This window comes from Mycobacterium paraintracellulare, assembly GCF_000276825.1.
GTDB lineage: Bacteria > Actinomycetota > Actinomycetes > Mycobacteriales > Mycobacteriaceae > Mycobacterium > Mycobacterium intracellulare.
In genome coordinates this window covers 193,698-219,323 of record NC_016948.1, presented here as the reverse complement: position 1 = coordinate 219,323, position 25,626 = coordinate 193,698, and the positions used below count along the sequence as shown (strand labels likewise).

The window sequence follows — 25,626 nt, the reverse complement described above, 5'->3', positions numbered from 1 at the left end:
ACCGCTGATAGCCACCGGCAACCGCTACCTAAAGCCTGTGTCCCACCGCCCCGGTCATCCGTGTTTCGGTTGTGGCGCATTTGCAATCAGCCCGTGAGCCCAGTTCAACGTCCAGTCGGTCGCCGGGGCCCCGTCGACGCTCCAGCACTGGGTCGTCGCGTACAACGCGTGGACCGGTTGGGCGGCCCCGCCGGCCAACGTGTTCAGCGTGCTCGGCAGGTTGGCGATGCTGAAGGCCTCTTCCGGTGCGGCGCAGATGAGGTCGCCCGGGGCGCAGATCTCGTTGGTCCTGCCGTTGAGGTCACCGAAGCCGCCCGGGCGGGCGCCGGTCATGGTGAGACCCAGCCCGGACAAGATCGGCACCTCGTGCAGCGTGACCTCGGCGCCCTGGCCCGGCGGGTTGGGCCCGATGTCATTACCCACCCCGAGCTGACGACGCCCGTCGGCGATCAACGTCACACCCAGCACCAGGTCTTCGTCGACGGGCCCGCGGCCGTTGCCGATATCGCTGGCGATGTCGCCCATGATCACCGCGCCCTGCGAAAAGCCCATCAGCACATAGCTGGTCAGCGGGCACTTGGTGTTCATGTCGGTCATCGCCGCCACGGTGGCGCGGGTGCCTTCGGCGCGGCTGGCGTTGTAGGACATCTGCGTGTCGCCGCTCAGCGGATTGTGGAACTGAGCGGTGTACGGGGTGGTGTACGCCTGCACCCGCGACGCGGGGAAGTCCTGGGTGAGGCTCGCGGTCACCTTGTGCAGCAACGCGTTCGGGAACTGCAGCGGGTTGGCGGGGTCGTCCTGGGGGGCGGACTCCCACGTGCCGGGAACGTTGACCAGCAGCACGTCGGGACACGAGGCGTCCTGGGATGCGGGTCGCGGCTTGTGCGGGTGCGATGTCGTCGACGACGGCGGCAAGACCCCGGGCGGCACCGCGCTGGGCTGCGACTCGCGCCCGCGCAGCACGGTGACGACGGCCACGATGACCAACAGGACGACACCGGCGACCGAAAGGGCGGCAACCCAGGCGAGGGTGCGGCGACGCTTACGCCGGGCGCTGTTAGCCATGTTCTCCTGCCAGCAGAGTCGGTGGATTCGCAGCTCGGATCCGGGCAAGCGGCCCTCGCGACCCCTGCTGCACTCCTACACGGTACCGGCTCTGCGGCTAGGCGAATCCGGGCCGCGACCCGCCGCGGCTGCTAGCGGATGGCGCCGACGATGTCGCCCGACATGGCCCCCAGTTGCCCCGACCACGAGCCCCAGCCGTTGTCGCCGCCGCCCGGGAAGTCGAAGTGGCCGTTGTGCCCGCCGTTGCTGCGGTACTGCTGGTAGAACTCCCGGGAACTGCCCATCGCCGCGGACGCCTGGCCGATCATGGCCGCGTCGTCGCCGCCCATATTGGTCGGGCTGTAGACCCAGACCCGCGTGTTGTTCTGCGCCAGCAGCGCCGAGTGCACGTACGGGTCGTGCCACTTCCACCGGCCCAGCTGCGGCGCACCCCACATGCCGTTGCCGTCCACGCCGCCGAACTGCTGCAGCCCGGCCAGGATCGCGCCGTTGTAGTTGGTGCTCGACGGGTACAGGAAGCCCGACAGCGAGCCGGCGAAGCCGAAGCGGTCGGGGTGGAAGGCGGCCAGCGCCATCGCGCCGTAGCCGCCCTGGGAGGCGCCGACGGCGGCGTGGCCACCGGGCGCGAGGCCCTTGTTGGCGGCCAGCCAATCGGGCAGCTCGCTGGACAGGAACGTGTCCCACTGCTTGCTGCCGTCCTGCTCCCAGTTGGTGTACATGCTCCACGCGCCGCCGGCCGGGGCCACCACCGAGATGCCCTTGCCGCTCAGCGTGTTCATCGCGTTGCCGGCGGTGACCCAGTTGCTCACGTCGGGCGCCGCGTTGAAGGCGTCCAACAGGTACACCGCGTGCGGGCCGCCGGCGAGGAAGGCCACCGGGATGTCCCGGCCCATGGCCGCCGACGGAACCATCAGGCTTTCGTAGCCCGCGGCCCTGGCCTTGCCGACGGCCCCGACCGCCGGTGAGACAAAGGCCAGCCCGACCGCTAGCGCGGCCAGGCAGAACGCCCGAAGAAGCGCTGGCACACCCCGCACGACCGTCATGTCCACCCTCCATCGTCTAGTCGCTGAATGCACATTAGCCAGCGGGCCGGCCCCCGCGCTCGCCGGGTAGTGAAACACGTCACACGTGCCGCGAACGACTAACGGCGGAAACCCCGAAGGGTTCCCGCCGCGAGTCGTGGTGCTTGGCGTGTTTTAGGTGCCCTGGCCGGTTCCGTTACCGGCAGCCGAGGCCGTGGCCGGGCCCGCGCCCGGGGTGGCGCCCAGAACCGACTGCATGTCAGGCTTCATCGCCTGCAGCTGCGCGCCCCAGTAGGGCCAGTCGTGGGTGCCGTTGGCGTCGAAGTTCCAGAACGCGTTGTGGCCACCGGCGGCGTTGTAGGCGTCTTGGAACTTCAGGTTGCTGGTCCGCACGAAGCCCTCGAGGAACTTCGCGGGCAGGTTGTCGCCACCGAGGTCGGACGGCTTGCCGTTACCGCAGTACACCCAGATGCGGGTGTTGTTGGCGACGAGCTTGCCCACCTGAAGCGACGGGTCGTTGCGCGCCCAGGCCGGGTCTTCCTTCGGGCCCCACATGTCGGCGGCCTTGTAGCCACCGGCGTCACCCATGGCCAGACCGATCAGCGACGGGCCCATGCCCTGAGACGGGTCCAGCAGCGCCGACAGCGATCCGGCGTAGACGAACTGCTCGGGGTGGTAGGCGGCCAGGATCAGCGCCGACGATCCGGCCATCGACAGGCCGACGACGGCGCTGCCGGTCGGCTTGACCTGCCTCTGGCTCTGCAGGTACGCGGGGAGCTCGCTGGTCAGGAAGGTCTCCCACTTGTAGGTGGTGCAGCCGGCCTTGCCGCAGGCGGGCTTGTACCAGTCGGAGTAGAAGCTGGACTGGCCACCCACCGGCATGGCGACCGAGATGCCCGACTGGTTGTACCACTCGAACGCCGGGGTATTGATGTCCCAGCCGTTGAAGTCGTCCTGCGCACGCATGCCGTCGAGCAGGTACAGAGCCGGCGAGTTCGCGCCGCCGCTTTGGAACTGAACCTTGATGTCGCGGCCCATCCCGGCGGACGGAACCTGCAGGTACTCCACCGGCAGACCCGGGCGCGAGAAGGCACCGGCGGTCGCCGAGCCCCCGACGGCGCCAATCAGGCCCGTCAGCAGCGCCGCACTGGCGGCCCCCACCACGAGCCGGCGCGGCATACTCGCCACGGCGCCGCGCAATCTGTCGACAAGCGTCATCCTTGCTTCCTCATCCTTCTTGCGGCCTCCCGGCGCATTCGTCCGTTTGGGCGCTTTCCTGATTGGGTCGAACTGCCTGCGCGTACCCACTTGCACGGCTCCTCGTCGAACCGGTCGGCCCGCATCGTCACCGCGCGAAGCGCAGGAGTGCCCGTGTAGTCAACCACACCTTGCCCCATTCGTTCGCATCGAGGCGGGCCCCCGAACCGGCGAGCGGCCCACCTACCCAGCGGTTTTCATGTCAAACACGTGTAGAAAAGGCGAGTATTGCGCATGTGCTTGACCGCCATTGCCAGCTGGTGAGAGGCCAAATGTGATGTTGCTGCCATTTTTTCGTGACGGGCCGGCCGTAATCGTGGTGAAATCTGCCGAAATTTCTTCTGCGCAGCGCTTACTCGCGAGGCGGCGGGGGCGATTGTTCGGGTATCGGAAGCCCGCACCGCGCCAGCTCGTAGAGCGGGACCCGGTCGATGCGGTACTTGGTGAACTGGAAGGAGTGCAGCACGTTGGACAGGAACCGATGCGGGTTCATCGGCGCGCGCACCGAGCCGAGCACCGCCTGGGTGTCGGGGCATTTCAGCGCCGCGACCGCGTCGGCGACCCACTGCGCGTCCAGGTAGCCCGGGATTCCCGGGTACACCTTCACCCAGGGGCCGTCGGCGATCACCCAGTCCGGGAAGAGGTTCTTGTCATGCCCGATGCGGCCGTGCTTGAGCCGCTCGGTGTGTTGCGCCAGTGGATTCGCCAGCCCGATCTGGTCGATGACCCGGACGTCGAGCCCGACGTTCATGCCGACCATGCCGAGGTTGGTGAAAAACACCGCGTGCTGCGGCTTTTGCGGTTTGTCGCCCGGCGCGGGCTGGGCCTGCGGCACCAGGTCCCATTGGATGTAGTTGCCCGACGGCAGCAGCAGCGCGCCGTCGGGGGTGTCGTTCAGGGCCGTCAGGATGGCGGCCATCCGCGGGTAGCCCAGGTAGTCCGCGGCGGTCAGCGGATGTGCGTGACCGGTGGCCTGGGCGTAGAAGCGCCGTTCGTCGACGATGCCGGAGTACGTGACGTGGGTGGCGTCGTCGCCCATGCCGGGTGAATTCGCGGCCCACAGCGACCAGCCGGCCACCCCCAGCCACAGCGCGGCGGCCGCGCCGGCCACCCAGTTACCGGTCTCGCGCGAATAGTCCTGGCCGTCGGGGATGGCGACCGGGACGACGGCCACGGGGGCCAGCAGGCAGAACACGGGCGCCAGCAGCACCCGCGCGTGCATGAAGTCGCCGCCCTGCCGAATCCAGTACAGGGCCTGCAGCAGGCCGCTGATCAGGACCCACGCGACCACCGCCGGCGGGCTGTGCACGGCCCGGGCCACCCGCCCGTAGTCGGGCGCCAGCGCGGGCCGCAGGAACGAGGGCCGGCGCCGGGCTGCGAACAGCAGCACGCCCAGCGGCACGAGCAGGACCACGGGTATCCACACCGCGTACGGGGCGTCGAAGTTCGAGAGGTAGATCATGCCCTGGGACCACTTGTCCCCGGCCGCATCCTTGGCCAGGGCGGTGCCCGGCACCAGCAGGCCGTAGTAGCCCATCCGGAAGATCTCGTAGCCGACCGGCAGGAGACCGCCGGCCGCCACGATCAGCGCGCGGCGCCGCCAGGTCCGGGCGGCGATCATCATCATGATCAGCGCCAGCCCACCCATGAGCGCCAGCTCGGGCCGGACCAGGACGCTGAACCCGGCGACGAACGCCAGCGCGCCGACGAACACGTTCTTGTCCGGGCGGTTGCGAACGGGCTGCGCCCAGCAGACCATCATCCACCACAGCAGCCCGAGGTAGGCCAGCGCCAAACCGCTTTCCAGGCCCGAGGTGGCGAAGTCGCGCGCCGGCGGCAGCGCGATGTACACCAGTGCGCCGGCGGGCAACATGATCGCTTTGCGCCCGCGCAGGCTGGGCGCGTACAGCCGCGCGGCGCCCAGCATCAGCAGCGCCACACCGAGCACCGAAAGCACCAGCGCCAGAGCCAAAGCCACGTACTCCATGCGCAGCGGGCCGCCGACCCAGCTGCCGGCGTACATCAGGTACGTCCAGGCGGTGGAGGTGTTGGCCTCCACCCGCTCGCCCTGGTTGAAGACCGGCCCGTTGCCGGCGAGCAGGTTGCGCACGGTGCGCAACACGATGAGCCCGTCGTCGGCGATCCACCGCCGCTGCCAGGCGCCCCAACCGAACAGGACGGCGACGACCGCGACGCCGATCCACAGGCTGGTCCGCACCATGGTCGTGTATGGGAACACCGGCCAGCCGGGCCGCCTGATCACCGGCCGGCTGCGCATCATGCGCGCCTTGAGCGCCTGCAGCTCGGGGCTAACCGAAGGCAACGGCGGCTCCAATGGTCGCGATCCACGCCACCGCCAGCAGCTGCAACACCCGGTCCCGCAACGCGATGTCTTCGGGCTCCCCGGCCAGACCGCCGTCCACGTCGACCGCGTAGCGCAGGATCGCGATGGTGAACGGGACCATGGAGACCGCGAACCAGGACCCCGAATGGTGGTCGCGCTCGAACGCCCACAAGCCGTAACAGACCACCACCGCGGTGGCGGACATGGTCCAGACGAACCTCAGGTACGTGCTGGTGTAGCTCTCCAGCGACTTGCGGATCTTGGCGCCGGTGCGTTCGGCCAATTGCAGTTCGGCGTAACGCTTGCCGGCCACCATGAACAGCGACGCGAACGCCGCCGAGAGCAAAAACCATTGTGACAGCGGGATTTCGGTGGCCACGCCGCCGGCGATGGCGCGCAGCAGGTACGCCGATGACACGATGCAGATGTCAAGCACCGCTTGGTGTTTGAGTCCGAAGCAGTACGCCAGCTGCATGCCGAGGTAGACGGCCATCACCAAGGCCAGGTTCGGCGTCACCATCCAGGCGATGCCCAGCGAGGCCGCACCCAGCAGCACCGCCAGGGCGTAGGCCAGCCACTCGGGCACGACGCCCGCCGCGATCGGGCGGAACCTCTTGGTGGGGTGTTCGCGGTCGGCCTCGACGTCGCGCACGTCGTTGACCAGATAGATCGACGACGCCGCCAGGCTGAACACCACGAACGCCAACCCGACCTGAGTGAGCATCTGCCCGTAGTCGTATCGAATCCCGCTGCCCAGCCCGGCCACCGGCGCGGCCAGCACCAAGACGTTCTTCACCCACTGGCGCGGGCGGAGCGCCTTGATCACCCCGGCGACCAGGTTGCTGGGCGGCCCGGCCACCACTTCCTCGGTTTCCTCGGTCATGCGTTACCTCTTACAACCTCTTGCACCTGTCCGGCGCGGCGCGCGATCGCCGCGATGACGGCACCCAGGGCGATGCCGCAGGCCACGTCGCTGGGGTAGTGCACGCCCAGCAACATTCGCGACAACGCCATCGGCGGCACCAGGACCGCGGGTAGCGGCAGGCCGGTGGTCCGGCCCATCAGGATGGCGGCGGCGGTGGTGGAAGTGGCATGCGCGGAGGGAAAACTCAACTGGCTGGGCGTGCCGACGTTCACCACGACGGCGGGATCGTGCGGCCGCTTGCGCCGCACGATCCGCTTGACGACCACGGCGGCGGCGTGGGCGACGAAGGCGCCGGCCCCGGCGATCAGCCAGTCCCCGCGCCGCTTCGGCGACAGGACCGCGCCGAGCAGGGCGACGGCCACCCACCCGACGCTGTGCTCGCCGAAGTGGGACAGCGCGCGCGCCACCGATAGCACCCCGGGCCGACCGCCCAGCGCCGCCTGGACGGCGACCAGCGCGGCCACCTCACCGCGCGGGGCCTGCGCAGCAGAGGCCTCAGGCATGTTCCGCAGCTGGCAGCAACGCCGTCTCCCACTTCTGCTTGCTGGACAACACCGGCAGTGCGTCGCGATAGACCCTGCGCATCTCGTCGAACCGGCTGAGCAGCTGACGCTGCCGGCGCAACGATTTGAACAACAGCGAGAACATCTTTCGGCGGTCCCGCTGTCGGTAGACCACGCCGCATCCGTCGGCCGTCGTGACCGTCACGCCGTCGACGGTGCACAAGCGGAACCAGCGCGCGTCCTGGGTCGGCACGTTGTACTCCGGGGTCCGGTGCGCCTCGGTGTCGGCCTTGGTCGCGTTGTGCAGGATCCCGCGGGCCAGCCGGTAACCGATCGACACCGGGTTGACCGGCGGGTTCATCACCCTGCTCTGGTAGCGCGGTTGCGGTAGCTCGCTGGCCGCCGGCAGCACCACCGCGTCCGGGTATTCCTTGCGCAGGCGATGCACCTCCGGCAGCGCGGATTCCAGGATCGAGAAGATGTGCTCGGGCCCGGCGAGGAAGTCGTCGATGGCCCTGTTCTGGATCGCCACCGTCGAATACTCAAGGCAGGCAAGGTGTTTCAGCGTCGCCTTGAGGTGGCTGCGGACCAGCCCGGTGATGTCACCGTCCCAGTGCAGCGCCGCGACCACCAGCCGGTTGCGCAGGTGGAAGTAGGCCTGCCAGTCGATGGCGTCGTCCTTGTCGCTCCAGGCCATGTGCCAGATGGCGGCGCCGGGCAGGGTGACGGTCGGATAGCCGTGCTCGCCGGCGCGCAGGCCGTATTCGGCGTCGTCCCATTTGATGAACAGCGGCAGCGGCTGGCCCAGTTCCTCGGCGACCTGCCGGGGGATCATGCACGTCCACCAGCCGTTGAAGTCGACGTCGATGCGCCGGTGCAGCAGTGCGCTGCGAGGGTTCTTGTCGTTCAACGGAAATTGCGCGAAGTCGTGGTCGTATTCGGCGTGCGGCGCGGCGGTCCACATGAAGTTCGACTGGTCGACGACCTCGCCCATGATGTGCAGGTGGGACGGCTCCTGCAGGTTCAGCATCTGGCCGCCGATGAGCATCGGTGTCTTGGCGAAGCGGTGCAGAGCCAGCACCCGCAGGATCGTGTCCGGCTCGATGCGGATGTCGTCGTCCATGAACAGGATCTGTTGGCAGTCGGTGTTTTTCAGCGCCTCGTACATCACCCGGCTGTAGCCGCCGGAGCCGCCGAGGTTGGGCTGGTCGTGGATGGACAACCGATCGCCCAGGCCGGCGGCCGCCGCCGGGAAGTCCGGGTGTTCGCGCACCTTGCGGGTGCCCTGGTCCGGAACGATCACCGCGCCGATCACCTTGTCCACCAACGGGTCTGCGGTGAGGTCGGCCAGCGCGTTGACGCAGTCGGCGGGGCGGTTGAAGGTGGGGATGCCGACGGCGATGTTGGCCGTGCCCGGGGCCGGCTCGGTCGCATACCAGCCGCCGCTGATCAGGTTGACCTCGGTGTCGGTGGTGATGTCGAACCAGATCCAGCCGCCGTCCTCGAACGGCCGCAGGGCCACCTCGATCTCGACGACGGCCGGCTGCTCGTCGGTGCCGACGAATTGGCGGCCCTCCACCGAGATTCGCACCCCGGTGGCCTTGGTCCGGTAGACGTCGACGCGTCCGGTCCCGGTCAGCTCGACGCGCAACACGACCGAACTGCAGATCGACCAGCGCCGCCAGTAGCTCGCGGGGAACGCGTTGAAGTAGGTGGCGAACGACACCTCGGACTCTTTGCCGATCTCCAGCGAGGTGCGGCTGGTGGCATGCGCACGCCGGGCGTTGGTCGTCGACTCCTCCAGGTACAGCTTGCGCACGTCGAGCGGCTCGCCGGGACGCGGCAGGATGATTCGGGACAACAGGCTTACGGCAGTCATCAGGCGCCACTCCTCCTCATCGCTTCGCTCTGCATCGTCGTAGCACGCATCAGGCGCCACTCCTCCTCATCGCTTCGCTCTGCATCGTCGTGGCACGCATCAGTCGCTCTCCCCCACTAGAGCTTTGCCGTCGCGCAGGTGCGGCGCGAGGACGTTGTCGTACATGTTCAGTGCGCTGGCGATGGCCATGTGCATGTCCAGATACTGGTAGGTGCCCAACCGCCCGCCGAAAAGCACCTTCGCCGAAGCGGTTTCGGACTTCGCCCTGGCCCGGTAGGCGGCCAGCACGGCGCGGTCGGCCTCGGTGTTGATCGGGTAGTAGGGCTCGTCGTCGTCCTCGGCGAACCGCGAATATTCGCGCATGATCACGGTCTTGTCGGCCGGATAGTCGCGCTCGGTGTGGAAGTGCCGGAACTCGTGGATGCGGGTGTAGGGCACGTCGGCGTCGTTGTAGTTCATCACCGGTGTGCCCTGGAAATCCCCGATCGGAAGCACTTCCAGCTCGAAGTCCAGCGTGCGCCAGCCCAGCCGGCCCTCGGCGTAGTCGAAGTAGCGGTCCAGCGGGCCGGTGTAGACGACCGGCGCGTCGGGGCTGTCCGCGCGCAGTTGGTCGCGCACGTCGAACCAGTCGGTGTCCAGCCGGACCTCGATTCGGTCGTCGGCGGCCATGTTCTGCAGCCACGCCGTGTACCCGTCGACCGGCAGGCCCTCGTAGGTGTCGGAAAAGTAGCGGTTGTCGAACGTGTAGCGCACCGGCAGCCGGGTGATGTTCGACGCCGGCAGCTCCTTGGGGTCGGTCTGCCACTGCTTGGCGGTGTAGTTCTTGAGGAAGGCCTCATAGAGCGGCCGGCCGACCAGGGAGATGGCCTTCTCCTCGAAGTTCTGCGCGTCCTCGGTTTTGATCTCGGCGGCCTGCTCGGCGATGAGCTTGCGCGCCTCGTCGGGGGTGAAGTACTTGCCGAAGAACTGCGACACCAGGCCCAGCCCCATCGGGAACTGGTAGGCCTGCCCGTTGTGCATGGCGAAGACCCGGTGCCGGTAGTCGGTGAACTCGGTGAACTGCCGCACGTAGTCCCAGACCCTCTTGTTAGAGGTGTGGAACAGGTGGGCGCCGTACTTGTGCACCTCGATGCCGGTGTGCGGCTCGGCTTCCGAATAGGCGTTGCCACCGATGTGCGGACGGCGGTCCACCACGAGTACACGCTTCTGAAGCTGGGTAGCCACGCGCTCGGCAATGGTCAGTCCGAAGAATCCAGAGCCGACGACGAAAAGATCGAAACGAGCTGTCATCGGTTGCTTAGGGTATCCGACCGCGGGGCCCTAACCCATTTGGCGAGGCCACGGAGAGGGCCGGCCGTTTGACGGGCGCCGCCGCGGGGGCCTTCGCGGCGGCCGGTGGGAGGTCCCGGGCTCGCGATCACAGTCCTGGTCGCAATTGCCTCACGATTCAATATCACCACTCTAGTAACAGGGTCCCCACTCGTACCATCGACTGTGTGTGATTCCAGCCAGATAGGACCGGCGGGACCGCCAACACAACACATAGTCAGATAGAGGAGACTTCCGTGCCGAACCGACGCCGACGCAAGCTCTCGACAGCCATGAGCGCGGTTGCCGCCCTGGCAGTGGCGAGTCCGTGCGCATACTTCCTTGTTTACGAATCGACGGCCGACCACAAGGCGCCCGAGCATCACGAGTTCAAGCAGGCCGCGGTGATGAGCGACCTGCCCGGCGAGCTGATGGGCGCGCTGTCCCAGGGGCTGTCGCAATTCGGGATCAACATGCCTCCGGTTCCCGCCCTGAGCGGGGGCGCGACCACACCCGGTCTCGCCAGTCCCGGCCTGGGCACTCCGGGCCTCGGGACCCCCGGGCTGGGGACGCCGGGCCTGACCAATCCCGGCCTGACGAGCCCCGGTTTGACCAGCCCCGGCCTGACGAGCCCCGGTTTGACCAGCCCCGGGCTGGCGAGCCCGGGCCTCACGAACCCCGGCGCGGCTCCTACGACGCCCGGGCTCACCGCGCCCGGTGCGCTGCCGGCCACCCCGGGCGCGGGGATCGCGACCCCGGGCGCCGGGCTCAACCCCGCGCTGTCCAACCCCGGGCTGACCAGCCCGGCCGGGGTGGCGCCGGGGCTCGGCAGCCCGACCCTGTCGCCGAGCGAGGTACCCATCGACTCCGGGGCCGGCCTGGACCCGGGCGTCGGCGGCACCTACCCGATCCTCGGCGACCCGTCGACGTTCGGTAACGCTTCGCCCATCGGTGGCGGCACCGGCCTGGGCGGTGGCTCCGGATCCGGCGCCAGCGGCGGCCTGGTCAACGACGTCATGCAGGCGGCCAACCAGTTGGGCGCCGGTCAGGCGATCGACCTGCTCAAGGGCTTGGTGATGCCGGCCATCACGCAGGGCATGCAGGGCGGCGGGGCCGCGGGCGCCCTCCCGGGTGCCGCCGCGGGCGCTCTGCCGGGCGCCGTGGGTGCCTTGCCGGGCGCCGCGGGCGCCCTGCCCGGTGCCGCGGCGGGAGCACTCCCGGCCGCCGCGGGTGCCGCCGGTGCGCTTCCGGCGGCCGCGGGCGCGGTGCCGGCACTGCCCCCGGTCTGACCTTTACCCGAACCCTCCACCAGACGGCACCGCAGAATCATCTGCGGTGCCGTCGATTTTGGTCGAGATTCGGCCACGCCCAACCTCGTGTCGTCTCATAGATAACATTAGAAACACACGTAACATCGGCTGGTGTCTCGCAGTCGCGCGCCGACGATGATGCTCACCGCCATCGCGGCGACCGTCGTCATCGTCTCGTGGGTGGGGGACGCGACGCGCGGTCGCGTTGCCGCCGGCCCAGCGCCGGCGCGCGGCACCCAACTCGTCGAGCAACCGCTCATCGGACTGGGCGCCGGAGTCACGGTTCGCGAAATCGGTCAGGACACTCCGTTCTCGTTGGTGGCGCTGACCGGCGACCTGGCCGGCACGTCGACCCGGGTGCGCGCCAGACACCCCGACGGCTCGTGGGGCCCCTGGTATCAGACGGAGTACGAAACCGCGGCGCCCGACCCCGCGGGGGCCGCCCATCCGGCCGGCGTTGCGGAGGGGCCGCGCGGCACGGACCCGGTCTTCGTCGGCACCACGACCACCGTCCAGATCGCGGTGACCCGGCCGCTCGACGCGAAGGCGACCCAGCCGCCCCCGGCGTCCCCGACTGAAGCGAAGGATCTGGGGTACAAACCGGCGTCGAGGGAACAGCCCTTCGGGCAGAACATCTCCGCCGTCCTCATCTCCCCGCCCCAAGCGCCGACCCAAACCCAGTGGACACCTCCGTCCGGGGTGGTGATGCCCGGGCAGGCGCCCCCCATCATCAGCCGCGCGGAATGGGGTGCCGACGAATCGCTGCGATGCGGTAGCCCGCAGTACGACAACGGGATTCGCGCCGCGGTCATCCACCACACCGCGGGCAGTAACGACTATTCGCCGCTGGAATCGGCCGGGATCGTCAAGGCCATTTACACCTACCACAGCAAGACGCTGGGCTGGTGCGACATCGCCTACAACGCGCTGGTCGACAAGTACGGACAGGTGTTCGAGGGCAGCGCAGGCGGGCTCACCAAGGCGGTCGAGGCCTTCCACACCGGCGGGTTCAACCGCAACACCTGGGGCGTGTCGATGATCGGCAACTTCGACGACGTGCCCCCGACACCGATCCAACTGCGCACCGTCGGCCGCCTGCTCGGTTGGCGGCTGGGCATCGACGGCGTCGACCCCAAGGGCACGGTGCAACTGGAGTCGGCCGGCAGCCACTACACCACCTTCCCGGCGGGTTCGGTCGCGACGCTGCCGACCATCTTCACCCACCGTGACGTCGGCAACACCGACTGCCCGGGCAACGCCGCCTACGCGCTGATGGACGAGATACGGGACATCGCAGCGCATTTCAACGACCCACCGGAGGAACTTATCAAGGCGCTGCAGGGCGGCGCGATCTACGATCACTGGCAGGCGATCGGCGGGATGAACAGCGTGCTGGGTGCGCCGACCGCGCCCGAGGACAGCGCGGCCGGTGACGCCCGCTTTGTCACCTTCGCCCGGGGCGCCATGTATTGGTCACCCGAGACCGGCCCCCAGCCGGTCACCGGCGCCATCTACGACGCCTGGGGATCGCAGAGCTACGAGCGCGGCCCACTCGGGTTGCCGACCAGCGCGGAAATACAAGAGCCGCTGCAGATTACGCAGAACTTCCAGCACGGGACGCTGAACTTCGAGCGGCTGACCGGAAACGTCACCGAGGTGGTGGACGGCATCACGACGCCGCTGGCCACCCAATTGCCAAGCGGCCCAACGGTGCCCGCCGAACACTTCTCGCTACCGGCGCACCCCGGCGCCACCTGAGGCGCGTTAAAGCCACCAACGTTCCAGCACCCGCCCCACGCCGTCGTCGTTGTTGGCGGCGGTCACCTCGTCGGCGGCGGCCTGCACGTCGGGATGGGCGTTGCCCATCGCCACGCCATGGCCCGCCCAGCGCAGGATCGGCAGGTCGTTGGGCATGTCGCCGAACGCCACCACCTCCTCACGGGCGATCTGCAGCGGCCTGGCGATCTCGTCCACCCCGGTGGCCTTGCTGATCCCCAGCGGCACGATCTCGACCAGGCCGTTGTCGGTGGAGTAGGTGATGTCGCCCTCGATGCCGACGTGCTTGGCCAGCTCGGCGGCCATGTCGGAGCTACGGGCCCCGGCCCGGCGAATGAGCAGCTTGATCGCCGGGGCGCTGAGCAGGTCCTCGATCGACACCTCGGTGTTGTCGGGGTTGAGCCAGGCATGCTCGTAGCCCGGCGAGCTGATGAACTGCGGGGTCGCCGTGTCGTGGGCGCGTTCGCCGATCCGCTCGACGGCCAGACCCGCGCCGGGTATGACGCGAGTCGCCAGCTCCGCCAACTCGGCCAGGGTGTCGACGGACAGCGTGCGCGTCGACATCACCCGGTCGGTGGCGGAGTCATAGATCACGGCGCCGTTGGCGCACACCGCAATTGGGGCGAAGCCCAGCGCGTCGACGACGGGACGTATCCACCGGGGCGGGCGCCCGGTCGCCACGACGAACTGCGCACCGGAGTCCACCGCGGCGCGAATGGCGTCGCGGGTGCGCGGGGTGATCTTTTCGTCGTCGTCGAACAGGGTGCCGTCGACGTCGCAGGCGATGAGCGTCGGCTTCATCGTCCTCGGGCCCGACCGCTCAATGCAATCCGCTTTGCGTCTGCCCCGGGCGCGTGACGCCGTCGGTCCCGTACTTCTGCATCCGCTCCTGCAATTCCGACAACCGGATGGCCCGGGAATCCTCCTGGGTGGGCGCGCCGCCCCCCAATCGGCGCGGCACCCAGAATTCGTCCTTCGGGTGCGGATATTCCTCCTGCACCCGATACAGCAGGGCATTCATCGCCTCACGCAACACCGCGTTGAGCTGCTCGGGCGTGCCCCGCGGTGGCAGCGGGCGCCCGGCGACCACGGTGATCGGAACCTTGTTGCGCAGCACCTTTTTCGGATGGTCCTTGGGCCAGATCCGGTGGGCGCCCCACACGATCACCGGGACGATCGGCACCTGCGCTTCCAGCGCCATGCGCGCGGCCCCGGTCTTGAATTCCCGCAGCTCGAAACTGCGGCTGATGGTGGCCTCGGGGTGCGTCCCGATCAGCTCGCCCTCGCGCATGCGTTGCACCGCCGCGTCGAAGGCGTCGTGACCCGACCTGCGATCCACCGGGATCAGCCGGGCGTGCTTGATGACGTAGTTGACCGCCTTCACGTCGGCCATCTCGGCCTTGATCATGAAATACGCGCGCCGCCGGCGCTCCCGGACGGCCATCAGCGTGGGAAGCCAGTCCAAGTAACTGGTGTGGTTTTGGGCCAGCAGGGCGCCGCCGCGCTCGGGGATGTTCTCGAGGCCCTCATAGGTGAACTTGGTTCCCTGCATGGCGACCATCGGCGGGACGATCCACTCCGCCAGCCGGTAGAACCCCTCGGGCATGTTGTCTCCTTCGCCTACTGCGACGGGCGGTCGGCCCGGTTGGCCGCCTTCTTGGCCGATCGGGCCGCCGCCTCGTCGGCCTCGATGCGCGCGGCCTCCGCGCGGGTCGGGGCCGTCCCGCCCAGCCGGTGCGGCACCCAGTACGCCCCGGGCTCGTGCGGATAGTCCCGTTGCGCCTCGTGCAGCAACGTCGTCATCGAGTCGCGCAGGGCAGCGTCGGTCTGCGCAATGTCTTCGCGCACCTGCAACGGCGCGCCCACCTGCACGGTGACAGGAATTTTGGCCCGACCCAGTTTACGCGGGTGGTCCTTGGTCCAGATGCGCTGCGCCCCCCACACGATCACCGGGACGATCGGGACGTTCGCCTCCAGCGCCATCCGCGCGGCGCCCGTCTTGAACTCCTTGAGCTCGAAGCTGCGACTGATCGTCGCTTCGGGGTACACGCCCACCAGCTCACCCTCACGGAGCCGCTGCACGGCCACCGCGTAGGCGCCCGCGCCGGCGCCCCGGTCCACCGGGATCGTGCGGGTGTGCTTGATCAGGAAGTTGACCACCCTGACCTGCTGCATCTCCGCCTTGATCATGAACCGCAGGCGCCGCCCCCGGCGGTACACGGCCAGGCCAGCGGGCAAAAAGTCGACGTAGCTGGTGTGGTTGATCGCCACCACGGCCCCACCCCGCTCAGGGATGTGCTGCTCGCCGCGATAGGTGATTTTGGTGCCGGTGGCCGCCACCGCCAGTTGGGCCAGGAGCTCCAGCGCGCGGAAGGTCGGCTCCACCATCGATCACTGCTCCGGCGCCCCTGCGGGGCGCGCCCGGCGCGCCGCCCGGGCGGCCGCCTCCTCGGCTTCCAGCCGGGCCGCTTCCGCCAGCGACGGGGCGCCCCCGCCCAACCGGTGCGGCACCCAGAACTCCCCGGCGGGATGGGCGCCGTAGAGTTCCTGCGCGCGTTCGAGCAGGTGCTGCATCCGGGAATGCAGGAGGCCCTTCAATTCCTCGATGCCCAGCGTCGGCTCGATCGGTTCCCCGACCACGACGACGATCGGCACCTTCGGCCGCCAGAGCTTCTTCGGGTGGTCCTTGGTCCAGATGCGCTGGGCGCCCCAGACGATGTGCGGGACGATCGGCACCCCGGCCTCGACCGCCATGCGGGCCGCGCCCGATTTGAACTCCTTGATCTCGAAGCTGCGGCTGATGGTGGCCTCGGGGTAAACCCCGACCAGCTCACCGTCTTTCAGGTGCCGGACGGCGGCCTCGTAGGAGGCGGCGCCGTCCTGCCGATTCACCGAGATGTGGCGCAGGCTGCGCATGATGGGCCCGGTGACCTTGTGGTCGAAGACCTCCTGCTTGGCCATGAACCGCACCTTGCGGCCCAGGCCCTGCTTGTAGGCGGGCAACCCCGCGAACGTGAAGTCCAAATAGCCGGTGTGGTTGATCGCGATGACCGCACCGCCGCTCGTCGGGAGGTTCTCCACACCCGTGACCGTGATCTTCAGCCCCTGCGCGCGCCATACCAAGCGGGCTAGCTGGATGACAGTCCCGTAAACCGGTTCCACAGCTCATCAGCCTAGTGCTCCGGGCTGCGCGGCGCCCCCGGATGGCGCCTCGCGCTAAGCTCGGGGGCGCAAAAACCGTCACCGCCGGCCGACCCCGACTCGGTCCCCCAGCGCCCCCCGGAAAGGTATTAGTGCAGGTCACCAGCGTAGGCCACGCCGGATTTCTGATCGAGACCCAAGCGGGCAGCATCCTTTGCGACCCCTGGGTCAATCCGGCCTACTTCGCCTCCTGGTTCCCGTTCCCGGACAACAGCACGCTGGACTGGGACAAGCTGGGCGCCTGCGACTACCTGTACGTGTCGCACCTGCACAAGGACCACTTCGACGCGAAGAACCTGGCCGAGCACGTCAACAAGGACGCGACGGTCCTGCTGCCGGACTTTCCCGTGCCTGACCTGCGAAACGCGTTGCAGGAGTTGGGCTTTCACCGATTCTTCGAGACCAGCGATTCGGTGAAGCATCGGATCGACGGTCCCCGTGGCGGTCTGGACGTCATGATCATCGCCCTGCGGGCGCCCGCCGACGGCCCGATCGGCGATTCGGCGCTGCTGGTCTCCGACGGCGCCACAACGGTTTTCAACATGAACGACGCCCGGCCCGTCGACCTGGACGTGCTGGCCGCCGAGTTCGGGCACATCGATGTGCACCTGCTGCAGTACTCCGGGGCGATCTGGTACCCGATGGTCTACGACATGCCGGCGCGCGCCAAGGAGTCCTTCGGCGTCCAGAAGCGGCAACGGCAGATGGACCGCGCCCGCCAGTACCTCGCCCAGGTCGGGGCTACGTGGGTGGTCCCGTCCGCGGGGCCGCCGTGCTTCCTGGATCCCGAGCTGCGCCACCTCAACGACGACCACGCGGATCCGGCCAACATCTTTCCGGACCAGATGGTGTTCCTGGACCAGATGCGCACGCACGGCCACGACGGCGGCCTGCTGATGATGCCCGGGTCGACCGCCGACTTCACCGGGTCCACCCTGAATTCGCTGCGCCACCCGCTGCCCACCGACGAGGTCGAGGCCATCTTCACCACGGGCAAGGCCGACTACATCGCCGCGTACGCCGAGCGGATGGCGCCCGTCGTCGCCGCCGAGCGGGCGAGCTGGGCCCCCGCGGCCGGGGAACCCCTCCTGGAATCGCTGCGCGCGTTGTTCGAGCCGATCATGTCCCAAAGCGACGAGATCTGCGACGGGATCGGCTACCCCGTCGAACTGGTGCTCGGTCCCGAGACGGTGATCCTGGACTTCCCGAAACGCGCCGTGCGGGAACGGATTCCGGACGAGAAAGTCCGCTACGGATTCGAGATCGCACCGGAGCTGGTGCGCACCGTGCTGCGCGACCGCGAACCCGACTGGGTCAACACCATCTTCTTGTCCACCCGCTTTCGGGCGTGGCGGGTCGGCGGCTACAACGAGTACCTCTACACCTTCTTCAAGTGCCTGACCGACGAACGCATCGCCTACGCCGACGGCTGGTTCGCCGAAACCCACGACGACTCGGCGTCGGTCACGCTGGACGGCTGGGAGATCCAGCGCCGCTGTCCCCACCTCAAGGCCGATCTGTCGAAATTCGGTGTGGTAGAAGGGAACACGTTGACCTGCAACCTGCACGGGTGGCAGTGGCGATTGGACGACGGGCGGTGCCTGACCGCGCGGGGCCACCAGCTGCGGAGTCGCCGCGCGTGAACGACTCCCACCGCTCCTACGACTCCTACGACGATGGGCTGGTTCAGCTGGATCGCGCGGCGATCACGTTGCGCCGCTACCACTTTCCGTCGGGCACATCGAAGGTCATCGCGCTCGGCTCGATCCGCGGTTACAAAGCCGAAAGCCTGGGCCTGTTCACGCAGCGGCTCCGAATCTGGGGCAGCTCCGATTTCCGCCGCTGGCTTCCCCTGGACATCCGACGGCCGCTGCGGTCGACGCTGATCACCCTGGACGTACCAGGCACCTGGCCCAGCCCCGCGTTCACGCCGGCGCGTCCCGACGAGTTCACCGCGCTGCTCGACGAACTGCTGGCCGCCCGCGGCTAGCGTCCCCGGCCGGCGAGCGCCCGGCGTCGGGCCGCTGAACGTGCACTGATGGCGAATTCCGGCGTGATTTCTCGCACTGGTTACACGCTGGGTGAGGGTCAGCGCGCATCCAATGCCGCACGCGCCGCGTTGTAGCCGGGGATGAACGTGATGCCGGGTCCGCCGTGGCATCCCGCGCTGCCCAGGTACAGCCCCTCGATCGGGATCGGCTGGCCCAGAAACCCCCTGGGGCCCGGCCGGTTGGGGCCGACCTGATTCGCGTTCAACAGACCGTGGCAGTAGTCGCCGCCCGGGGCGCCGAACATCACCCCCATGTGCTTGGGCGTGAAGGTGGTGTGCCGGATGATGCTGCGTTCGAAATTCGGCGCGAGCCGGGTGATCTTGTCGATCACCCGCTGACCCATTTCGACCTTCGCCTGCCCATAATCCACGTCCCCCTCGATCGGGAAGAACAACGCGAACGCCGACGCGGCGTGCTTGCCCGCCGGGGCGAGGTCCGGGTCGTTCTGCGAGGGGATCTGCAGCACCACCGTGGGATCGGCCGGAACGACCCCGCGCCGCGCGTCCTCCCACTGCTGCTGGACCTCTTCCGGCGTGCAGAACAGGCCGATGGAGGCCTGCATGGCCGGTGCGTTGAGGGCCTCATACGGCGCGGCGAAGGCGGGGGCCTCGTCCAGCGCGAAGTGCATCTGCAGGTAGCTGCCGCGGTGGTCGATGCGCGCGTAGCGCGCCCGGATGTCGGCGGGCAGCGCGGCGGGATCGATCAGGTCGTTGAGCGTGGTGTCCGGGGCGATGCCCGAAACGACGATCGGGGCGTGCAGCGTCTCCCCCGCCTCGGTGCGCACGCCGGTCACCCGCCCGTCCGCGACGAGGATCTCGGTCACCTTGGTGCGCAGCCGAACCTCGCCGCCGTGGCTTTCCAGCACGTCGCACAGGTGCGAGGTGAGCGCGCCGATGCCGCCGCGCAGCTTCTTCATCTGCATCGTGTCGCCCTCGGGAACGCCGAGGCCGAAGGCGAGCGCGGCCGCGCTGCCGGGGGTGGCCGGGCCCCGGTACAGCGTGTTGACGGCCAGCACGGTCATCGAACCGCGCAGCGCGCCGTGTTTCTCGCGGTCGGGCAGGTAGCGGTCCAGCACGTCGGTGACCGAGCCGAACAGCATGTCGTCGATGGCCGCGCGCTCGAATTCGTTTGTGGCGCAGGCATACATCTCGTCGATGCTCTTGGGCGGGGTGCCGGCTTCGAAGCGGCCCAGCGCGCGGGTCGGGCCCTGGCTCCACGCCATCAGCCCCGCCATCCCGTTGACGGCGTCGGCCCCGTGCACCTCGTTGAGGTGGGTGAACAGCTTGACCGGGTCGCTGTATTGAACCAGCGGATCGTCGCCGACCCCGCGCACCGCCACCGACATCACGTCCAGGTCGATCGTCGGCAGGGTGTCCAGGCCCAGCTCGTCGACCACCACCTGTGATGTCGGGAACTGCACCGAGCCGGCGATCTCGAACTGATACCCGTCGAAAAGCTCGACGGTGGAAGCCATCCCGCCGGCGTAGAGCTTGGGATCCAGGCACACCGTCCGCAGCCCGGCCTTGGCCAGCAGCACCGCCGCGGTCAGACCGTTGTGCCCCGCACCGATGACGATCGCGTCATATCCAGTCATGTTCTTGCCCTCCGCAAAGGAGGCTCGCACGGCCCCAAAGTTTTGTCAATTATGACGAAACTTGCCCGGAGGTCGCGGTGAGCCAGGAGTCGGTGATCCCCGCCCGCAGCGACTCCAACGCCGCGTGGCACAGCCGCGCGAGTTCGCCCAAAGACCGCTCGTCGCCGACCATCCAGACCTCCATCGCGCCGAAGACGGCCGCCGCGATGCACCGCGCGGTCACCGCGGTGCGCACCCGCTGGTCGGCCGTCGGCTCCGCGTTACCGCGGCCACGCCGTTGCAGCTGTGCCGCAATGGCGTCGGCGAAGTCGGCCTGGACCTCCCGGATGTGGCGGACGATGCGGCCGGGGTCGAGCTCGTCCTGGCGCAGCGCGGCGATCTTGGTGACGGCGTCGACGTCGTACGGGAACGAGAAGATGGCCGACTGCACCGAGTCGATGATCGGTTCGTCGGCCGGCCTGGCGTCCAGGGCCGCGCGAAACCAGTGCAGCCCCGTGTAATCGGCGAACAACAGGTCGTGCTTCGAGCTGAAGTGGCGATAGAACGTCCTCAGCGACACCCCGGCGTCGGCGGCGATCTGTTCGGCCGACGTGTCCTCGACACCCTGGGCGAGGAAGCGCACCAGGGCGGCCTGGCGCAACGCTTCGCGGGTGCGCTCGCTGCGCGCCGTCTGAGCGGGCCTGACCATTGCAGCAAGATACCAACACTTCGGTTTGGCCATTCGGTTTGTTGTGTCAATATTGACAAAACTTTGCGGCGCGGGTGAGACTGCGCCCATGGTCTCGCTACTCACTCACGCGGTGCTCGGACTGGCGGTCATCGGTTGGATCGTCACGTCGAACTCGAAGGTCTTCGCCCGGCCGGCCAACGGCCCACTGTTTTCGCCGATGGAAATCGTCTACTACGTCGTCGGCATCGCGTCCGTGGCGCTCGGCTGGTATTTCAACATCACGTTCGTGCACGAGTACTCGCAGGGCTCCACCAATCCCCTGTGGGGCGAACACGGGAGCTGGGCCGAATACATCAAGCTGATGTTCACCAACCCCGCCGCGAGCTCGGCCAGCCAGGACTACACGATCGCGAATGTGATTCTGCTGCCGATCTTTACGATCGTGGACGGCTACCGGCGCGGGCTGCGCCACCCCTGGCTGTACTTCGTGTCCAGCCTGTTCACCAGCTTCGCGTTCGCGTTCGCCTTCTACTTCGCGACGATGGAACGGCAGCGCCGGCACGCGCAGGTCACCGGCGAGGCCGCGCCGAAGATCAGCGCCTAGCCCGGTTTGGTGGCCCGCCATCGCTGCCGGCCACGCTTGACCTCGGTGTCGATGTCGGTGAATCCCGCGGCGCGAAGCCGGCCGGGCAGGTCCTTCGGCGCGATGGGGTTGTAGGTGTCGGCAACGTGGATCAGTCGGAACGCCAGCGACGGGACGCCGTCGCTACCGGCGAACACCCCGCCGGGCCGCAGCAGCCTGAACGCCTCGGCGAAGAGCTGATCCTGCAACGCGGCGGTGGGAACGTGGTGCAGCATCGTGAAGCACACCACCGACGTGAAATCGGCTGCGGGCAGGCCGGTTTCGGTGCCGCTCGCCTGGATGATCCGGGCCCGCTCGCCGTAGCGGCGCTGCAGGCGATCGGCCATCGCGCCGTCGAGTTCAACGGCCGTGAGTGATTCCGTGCGATCGAGCAGGGCGCGCAGCGTCGCGCCGTATCCGGGGCCGATTTCCACAGTGCGCGTGCCCAGTTCGACGCCGTGGAGCGCCCACGGCAGCAGCTGATCGGCCACCGCCCTTTCCCATGACGGGGAGCTGCAGCGCCGTCGGTGGATCAGATTCATCGCCATACCGCCCACGCTAGGCCGCGACGGCGGGTGCGTGCTTCCGATATCCTGCCGAGATATGTCGGAAATCAGCCACCACGGACTGGTCACGTCGGCGCAGACGCTGCCGCCGGGCGCGCGGATCGAACGGCACCGCCATCCGCAACACCAGATCGTGTACCCGTCCTCGGGCGCGGTGTCGGTGACCACCCCGGCCGGAACGTGGATCACGCCGGCCAATCGCGCCATCTGGATACCGGCCGGATGCTGGCACGAGCACAAGTTCCACGGCACGACGCAATTTCACGGCGTCGCACTGGATCCCGGCCGCTACCGCCGCGGCCCGCGGGCGCCGGCCGTGCTGGCGGTCAGCCCGCTGATGCGCGAACTGATCATCGCGTGTTCGCAGGCCGACGGCACCGAGACCGCCGAGCATCACCGGATGCTGGCCGTCCTGCACGACCAGGTGCGGGCGACCGGCGTCGCGGAGCCGCTGTGGATCCCCACGCCCGTCGACCCCCGGCTGCGCCGGGCGTGCGCACTGATCGCCGACAACCTGCGCGAGCCGTTGACGCTGCAGCAGATCGGCGATCGGGTCGGCGTCGGACAACGCACGCTGAGCCGATTGTTCAGCGACGAGCTGGCCATGACGTTCCCGCAATGGCGCACCCAGGTCCGGCTGCAGCATGCCCTCGTGTTGCTCGCCGATCGGCGCGATGTCACGTCGGTGGCGGCCGAATGTGGTTGGGCCACGGCGAGTGCGTTCATCGACACCTACCGGCGGGCGTTCGGCCACACCCCGGGGCAGCTGGCCGGCGGGCGCTAGCTACCCACCCGGCTCGAGCACCTCGGCGCCGACGAACGGCACCAGCGCCTCGGGAACCCGCACACTGCCATCGGGCCGCTGGTGGTTCTCCAGGATCGCCACCAGCCAGCGGGTGGTGCCCAGCGTGCCGTTGAGCGTGGCCGCGGTCTGGGGCTTGCCGTTCTCGTCGCGGTAGCGGGTCGACAGCCGGCGCGCCTGGAACGTGGTGCAGTTCGACGTCGACGTCAGCTCGCGATAGGTGCCCTGCGTGGGAACCCACGCCTCGCAGTCGAACTTGCGGGCGGCCGACGAGCCGAGATCGCCTGCGGCCACGTCGATCACCCGATACGGCACCTCGATGCGGGCCAGCATCTCGCGCTGCCAACCCAGCAGCCGCTGGTGTTCGGCCTCGGCGTCGGCGGGCGTGCAGTAGACGAAGCCTTCGACCTTGTCGAACTGATGCACCCGGATGATGCCGCGGGTGTCCTTGCCGTGGCTGCCGGCCTCGCGCCGGAAGCACGACGACCAGCCCGCATAGCGCAGCGGTCCGCCGGACAGGTCGAGGATCTCGTTGGCGTGGTAGCCGGCAAGCGGCACCTCGGACGTGCCGACGAGGTAAAGATCATCGGCGTCGAGGTGATACACCTCTTCTGCGTGGGCGCCGAGGAATCCGGTGCCCGACATCACTTCTGGGCGCACCAGCACCGGCGGGATGATCAGGGTGAAACCGTTGCTGACTGCCAGCTGCGCCGCCAGCTGCAGCAGGCCGAGCTGCAGCAGCGCGCCCTGGCCGGTCAAAAAGTAGAACCGCGAGCCGGACACCTTGGCGCCGCGCTGCATGTCGATCAGGCCCAGCGACTCGCCCAGCTCGAGGTGGTCCTTGGGGTCGTCGAGCGCGGGGGGTTCGCCGACGGTGTCGAGGACGGCGAAGTCGTCCTCCCCGCCGGCCGGGACGCCGTCGATGACGACGTTCGAGATGGCCATGTGCGCCGCGGTGAACGCCGCCTCCGCCTCGGCCTGGGCGGCCTCGGCGGCCTTCACCTGCTCGGCCAGTTCCTTGGCACGCGCGAGCAACGCGGGCCGCTCGTCGGGCGACGCGGCGCCGACGCTCTTGCTCGCGGACTTCTGGTCTGCGCGCAGCGCGTCGGCGGAGGAGATGGCGGCCCGGCGTGCGGCGTCGGCCGACAGCAGCGTGTCCACCAGCGTCGGGTCTTCACCGCGGCTGAGCTGGGAGCGGCGCACGGCGTCGGGGTCTTCCCGGAGCAGCTTCAGGTCGATCACGGCCCTGACACTACTTTCACCGGCACCGCCCGACCGGCACAGCGTCCCCGCCGGCCCGGCTCAGGACTCACATCAGTAACTTTTGTCACGCGCCTCAGGTCGTCCTGTCAGAATGGACCCGATGTCGCAAGCGCCCGAGAAGCAACGTTCGGAAGGCCCCGCCGTCGAGACGCCCGCCGCCTCGACCGGTGAGCCGTCCGGACAGCAGCCGTCGGCCTTCTTGTGGCCGCGCAGCCTGCAGGCCCGGGCCACCCGGCGGGCGCTGCTGCTGACCGCGCTCGGCGGCCTCTTGATCGCCGGGCTGGTGACCGCGATCCCGGTCAGCACCGAATCCGGGCGACTCCTCGACAGCAGCCCCGTGCGCAGCACCGGGGCCAAGAGCGACGCCGCCCTCAACCGCGCCTCTCGCGGCGAATGCCTGATGTGGCCCGACGCCACGCCGGAGTCGGCGAAGATCGTCAACTGCGGCGACGACCACAAGTTCGAAGTGGCCGAATCCATTGACATGCGGACGTTCCCGGGCTCGGAGTACGGCCCCAACGCCGCGCCCCCGACGCCCGCCCGCATCCAGCAGATCACCCAGGAGCAGTGCGAGGCGTCCGTCCGTAACTACCTCGGACTCAAGTTCGATCCGAACAGCAAGTTCACCGTCAGCCTGCTGTGGCCCGGCGACCGCGCGTGGCGTCAGTCCGGCGATCGCCGCATGCTGTGCGGCCTGCAACTGCCCGCCACGAACAACCAGCAGCAGGCGTTCAAGGGCAAGGTCGCCGACGTCGACCAGTCCAAGATCTGGCCGGCCGGCACCTGCCTGGGCATCGATCCGGCGACCAACCAGCCGACCGATGTGCCGGTGGACTGCACGGCCCCGCACGCGATGGAGGTCACCGGCACGGTCAACCTGGCCGAGAGGTTCCCCGACGCCCTGCCCGCCGAGCCGGACCAGGACAGCTTCATCAAGGATTCGTGCACCAAGATGACCGACGCCTACCTGGCGCCGGTCAAGCTGCGCACCACCACGCTGACCCTGATCTACCCCACGGTGCCGCTGGCGAGCTGGACGGCCGGCAGCCGCGAGGTGGCCTGCAGCATCGGCGCGACGCTGGGCAACGGGGGCTGGGCCACCCTGCTGAACAGCGCCAAGGGTCAGCTGCTGATCAACGGCCAGCCCCCGGTGCCGCCGCCCGACATCCCCGAAGAGCGCCTGACCATGCCGCCGATTCCGCTGCAGGTCCCGGCGCAGGCGCCGTCCAACCAGTCCACCACGGCGCCGGAGATGCCGCCGAACAATCAGCACCTGCCCGGCCAGCAACCCGTGGTGACACAGCCCCAGCAGCCACCGCAACCCCAGCAGGCCCCCCAGCAGCAGCCTCCCGCGCCGCAAGCACCGCCCCCGCCGGCGGACAACGGCGCACCGCCCGCGAACCCGGCACCCGAGGCGCCCCCGCCGCCGCCGGCCCCGCCCGCCGAGCCCCCACCGGGGGGCTAGCCG

At 68.9% G+C, this 25,626-nt stretch carries 23 protein-coding genes; 7 read left to right on the top strand and 16 right to left on the bottom strand.

Annotated features, from left to right (window positions below; translation table 11 throughout):
• Nucleotides 1–54: 54 nt before the first annotated feature.
• The 8 genes from culp6 to glf form a co-directional block, all read right to left on the bottom strand.
• Nucleotides 55–1,065, bottom strand: a complete 1,011-nt coding sequence (gene culp6 / locus OCQ_RS01080) for a carboxylesterase Culp6 (protein WP_009956783.1) — start codon at nucleotides 1,063–1,065, stop codon at nucleotides 55–57.
• A gap of 131 nt (nucleotides 1,066–1,196) precedes the next feature.
• Complete coding sequence (locus OCQ_RS01075) at nucleotides 1,197–2,099, bottom strand: esterase family protein (protein WP_008263024.1); 903 nt, start codon at nucleotides 2,097–2,099, stop codon at nucleotides 1,197–1,199.
• 162 nt (nucleotides 2,100–2,261) lie between these two features.
• Nucleotides 2,262–3,305, bottom strand: a complete 1,044-nt coding sequence (gene ag85A / locus OCQ_RS01070; protein WP_008263023.1) for a diacylglycerol acyltransferase/mycolyltransferase Ag85A — start codon at nucleotides 3,303–3,305, stop codon at nucleotides 2,262–2,264.
• A gap of 391 nt (nucleotides 3,306–3,696) precedes the next feature.
• On the bottom strand, nucleotides 3,697–5,667 hold the full coding sequence (aftB, locus tag OCQ_RS01065) for a terminal beta-(1->2)-arabinofuranosyltransferase (protein ID WP_269147568.1): 1,971 nt from the start codon (nucleotides 5,665–5,667) through the stop codon (nucleotides 3,697–3,699).
• Nucleotides 5,654–6,571 carry a decaprenyl-phosphate phosphoribosyltransferase gene (locus OCQ_RS01060; RefSeq protein ID WP_008263021.1) on the bottom strand — a complete coding sequence of 306 codons (918 nt, stop codon included), beginning with the start codon at nucleotides 6,569–6,571 and terminating at the stop codon, nucleotides 5,654–5,656. Before OCQ_RS01060 ends, aftB begins: the two co-directional genes overlap by 14 nt.
• The gene (locus tag OCQ_RS01055; RefSeq protein ID WP_179960096.1) at nucleotides 6,568–7,116 is read right to left on the bottom strand and encodes a phosphatase PAP2 family protein; all 549 of its coding nucleotides are present in this window, start codon (nucleotides 7,114–7,116) and stop codon (nucleotides 6,568–6,570) included. The genes OCQ_RS01060 and OCQ_RS01055 overlap by 4 nt, the downstream gene beginning before the upstream one ends.
• The gene (locus OCQ_RS01050) at nucleotides 7,109–8,995 is read right to left on the bottom strand and encodes a glycosyltransferase (protein ID WP_008263006.1); all 1,887 of its coding nucleotides are present in this window, start codon (nucleotides 8,993–8,995) and stop codon (nucleotides 7,109–7,111) included. The genes OCQ_RS01055 and OCQ_RS01050 overlap by 8 nt, the downstream gene beginning before the upstream one ends.
• Before the next feature lie 99 nt (nucleotides 8,996–9,094).
• A complete protein-coding gene (glf, locus tag OCQ_RS01045; RefSeq protein WP_008263005.1) occupies nucleotides 9,095–10,285 on the bottom strand; it encodes a UDP-galactopyranose mutase in 1,191 nt (396 codons plus the stop codon).
• A gap of 275 nt (nucleotides 10,286–10,560) precedes the next feature.
• On the opposite strand from glf, the gene OCQ_RS01040 reads away from it, so the two are divergent.
• Together OCQ_RS01040 and OCQ_RS01035 are read left to right on the top strand one after the other, a co-directional pair.
• Nucleotides 10,561–11,592 (top strand): PirG, encoded by a 1,032-nt coding sequence (locus tag OCQ_RS01040; protein ID WP_179960095.1) that lies wholly within the window; start codon nucleotides 10,561–10,563, stop codon nucleotides 11,590–11,592.
• A 132-nt stretch (nucleotides 11,593–11,724) separates the two neighbouring features.
• On the top strand, nucleotides 11,725–13,371 hold the full coding sequence (locus OCQ_RS01035) for an LGFP repeat-containing protein (RefSeq protein ID WP_179293376.1): 1,647 nt from the start codon (nucleotides 11,725–11,727) through the stop codon (nucleotides 13,369–13,371).
• Nucleotides 13,372–13,377: 6 nt separating this feature from the next.
• On the opposite strand, the gene OCQ_RS01030 is transcribed toward OCQ_RS01035, so the two are convergent.
• From OCQ_RS01030 to OCQ_RS01015, 4 genes are read right to left on the bottom strand one after another with little or no spacing between them, the layout of a single operon-like run.
• Complete coding sequence (locus OCQ_RS01030; protein ID WP_008263000.1) at nucleotides 13,378–14,190, bottom strand: Cof-type HAD-IIB family hydrolase; 813 nt, start codon at nucleotides 14,188–14,190, stop codon at nucleotides 13,378–13,380.
• Nucleotides 14,191–14,209: 19 nt separating this feature from the next.
• Entirely contained in the window at nucleotides 14,210–14,995 is a 786-nt protein-coding gene (locus tag OCQ_RS01025) for a lysophospholipid acyltransferase family protein (protein ID WP_014378849.1), read from the bottom strand.
• Between the two features lie 14 nt (nucleotides 14,996–15,009).
• On the bottom strand, nucleotides 15,010–15,777 hold the full coding sequence (locus tag OCQ_RS01020) for a lysophospholipid acyltransferase family protein (RefSeq protein ID WP_014378848.1): 768 nt from the start codon (nucleotides 15,775–15,777) through the stop codon (nucleotides 15,010–15,012).
• A 3-nt stretch (nucleotides 15,778–15,780) separates the two neighbouring features.
• Complete coding sequence (locus OCQ_RS01015) at nucleotides 15,781–16,551, bottom strand: lysophospholipid acyltransferase family protein (RefSeq protein ID WP_026071075.1); 771 nt, start codon at nucleotides 16,549–16,551, stop codon at nucleotides 15,781–15,783.
• A 131-nt stretch (nucleotides 16,552–16,682) separates the two neighbouring features.
• On the opposite strand from OCQ_RS01015, the gene OCQ_RS01010 reads away from it, so the two are divergent.
• Both OCQ_RS01010 and OCQ_RS01005 read left to right on the top strand, forming a co-directional pair.
• Nucleotides 16,683–18,233: an MBL fold metallo-hydrolase gene (locus tag OCQ_RS01010; RefSeq protein ID WP_009956951.1), complete on the top strand. Its 1,551-nt coding sequence runs from the start codon at nucleotides 16,683–16,685 to the stop codon at nucleotides 18,231–18,233.
• Complete coding sequence (locus OCQ_RS01005; RefSeq protein ID WP_009956952.1) at nucleotides 18,230–18,580, top strand: hypothetical protein; 351 nt, start codon at nucleotides 18,230–18,232, stop codon at nucleotides 18,578–18,580. The genes OCQ_RS01010 and OCQ_RS01005 overlap by 4 nt, the downstream gene beginning before the upstream one ends.
• 98 nt (nucleotides 18,581–18,678) lie before the next feature.
• On the opposite strand, the gene OCQ_RS01000 is transcribed toward OCQ_RS01005, so the two are convergent.
• Nucleotides 18,679–20,235 (bottom strand): phytoene desaturase family protein, encoded by a 1,557-nt coding sequence (locus tag OCQ_RS01000; RefSeq protein ID WP_014381612.1) that lies wholly within the window; start codon nucleotides 20,233–20,235, stop codon nucleotides 18,679–18,681.
• Nucleotides 20,236–20,284: 49 nt separating this feature from the next.
• Nucleotides 20,285–20,923, bottom strand: coding sequence for a TetR/AcrR family transcriptional regulator (locus OCQ_RS00995; RefSeq protein ID WP_014381611.1), 639 nt, complete (start codon nucleotides 20,921–20,923; stop codon nucleotides 20,285–20,287).
• Nucleotides 20,924–21,011: 88 nt separating this feature from the next.
• Here OCQ_RS00995 and OCQ_RS00990 point away from each other — a divergent pair, with 88 nt between their 5' ends.
• Nucleotides 21,012–21,509, top strand: a complete 498-nt coding sequence (locus OCQ_RS00990) for a DUF2834 domain-containing protein (protein ID WP_008262978.1) — start codon at nucleotides 21,012–21,014, stop codon at nucleotides 21,507–21,509.
• Here the strand turns inward: OCQ_RS00990 and OCQ_RS00985 are convergent.
• The gene (locus tag OCQ_RS00985; protein WP_014941133.1) at nucleotides 21,506–22,075 is read right to left on the bottom strand and encodes a class I SAM-dependent methyltransferase; all 570 of its coding nucleotides are present in this window, start codon (nucleotides 22,073–22,075) and stop codon (nucleotides 21,506–21,508) included. The two genes, OCQ_RS00990 and OCQ_RS00985, sit on opposite strands and share 4 nt — an antisense overlap.
• Before the next feature lie 55 nt (nucleotides 22,076–22,130).
• On the opposite strand from OCQ_RS00985, the gene OCQ_RS00980 reads away from it, so the two are divergent.
• A complete protein-coding gene (locus OCQ_RS00980) occupies nucleotides 22,131–22,877 on the top strand; it encodes an AraC family transcriptional regulator (protein WP_014383635.1) in 747 nt (248 codons plus the stop codon).
• Here OCQ_RS00980 and serS read toward each other — a convergent pair whose 3' ends face one another.
• A complete protein-coding gene (gene serS, locus OCQ_RS00975) occupies nucleotides 22,878–24,137 on the bottom strand; it encodes a serine--tRNA ligase (protein ID WP_008262975.1) in 1,260 nt (419 codons plus the stop codon).
• Nucleotides 24,138–24,249: 112 nt separating this feature from the next.
• Here serS and OCQ_RS00970 point away from each other — a divergent pair, with 112 nt between their 5' ends.
• Nucleotides 24,250–25,623, top strand: a complete 1,374-nt coding sequence (locus OCQ_RS00970; RefSeq protein ID WP_008262974.1) for a septum formation family protein — start codon at nucleotides 24,250–24,252, stop codon at nucleotides 25,621–25,623.
• Nucleotides 25,624–25,626: the final 3 nt, after the last annotated feature.

Coding starts and splice junctions, on each gene's coding strand:
- culp6 (WP_009956783.1), bottom strand. CDS start 1,065: ATGGCTAACAGCGCCCGGCGTAAGCGTCGCCGCACCCTCGCCTGGGTT.
- ag85A (WP_008263023.1), bottom strand. CDS start 3,305: ATGACGCTTGTCGACAGATTGCGCGGCGCCGTGGCGAGTATGCCGCGC.
- OCQ_RS01060 (WP_008263021.1), bottom strand. CDS start 6,571: ATGACCGAGGAAACCGAGGAAGTGGTGGCCGGGCCGCCCAGCAACCTG.
- OCQ_RS01055 (WP_179960096.1), bottom strand. CDS start 7,116: ATGCCTGAGGCCTCTGCTGCGCAGGCCCCGCGCGGTGAGGTGGCCGCG.
- OCQ_RS01050 (WP_008263006.1), bottom strand. CDS start 8,995: ATGACTGCCGTAAGCCTGTTGTCCCGAATCATCCTGCCGCGTCCCGGC.
- glf (WP_008263005.1), bottom strand. CDS start 10,285: ATGACAGCTCGTTTCGATCTTTTCGTCGTCGGCTCTGGATTCTTCGGA.
- OCQ_RS01030 (WP_008263000.1), bottom strand. CDS start 14,190: ATGAAGCCGACGCTCATCGCCTGCGACGTCGACGGCACCCTGTTCGAC.
- OCQ_RS01025 (WP_014378849.1), bottom strand. CDS start 14,995: ATGCCCGAGGGGTTCTACCGGCTGGCGGAGTGGATCGTCCCGCCGATG.
- OCQ_RS01020 (WP_014378848.1), bottom strand. CDS start 15,777: ATGGTGGAGCCGACCTTCCGCGCGCTGGAGCTCCTGGCCCAACTGGCG.
- OCQ_RS01000 (WP_014381612.1), bottom strand. CDS start 20,235: ATGACTGGATATGACGCGATCGTCATCGGTGCGGGGCACAACGGTCTG.
- OCQ_RS00995 (WP_014381611.1), bottom strand. CDS start 20,923: ATGGTCAGGCCCGCTCAGACGGCGCGCAGCGAGCGCACCCGCGAAGCG.
- OCQ_RS00990 (WP_008262978.1), top strand. CDS start 21,012: ATGGTCTCGCTACTCACTCACGCGGTGCTCGGACTGGCGGTCATCGGT.
- OCQ_RS00985 (WP_014941133.1), bottom strand. CDS start 22,075: ATGGCGATGAATCTGATCCACCGACGGCGCTGCAGCTCCCCGTCATGG.
- OCQ_RS00980 (WP_014383635.1), top strand. CDS start 22,131: ATGTCGGAAATCAGCCACCACGGACTGGTCACGTCGGCGCAGACGCTG.
- OCQ_RS00970 (WP_008262974.1), top strand. CDS start 24,250: ATGGACCCGATGTCGCAAGCGCCCGAGAAGCAACGTTCGGAAGGCCCC.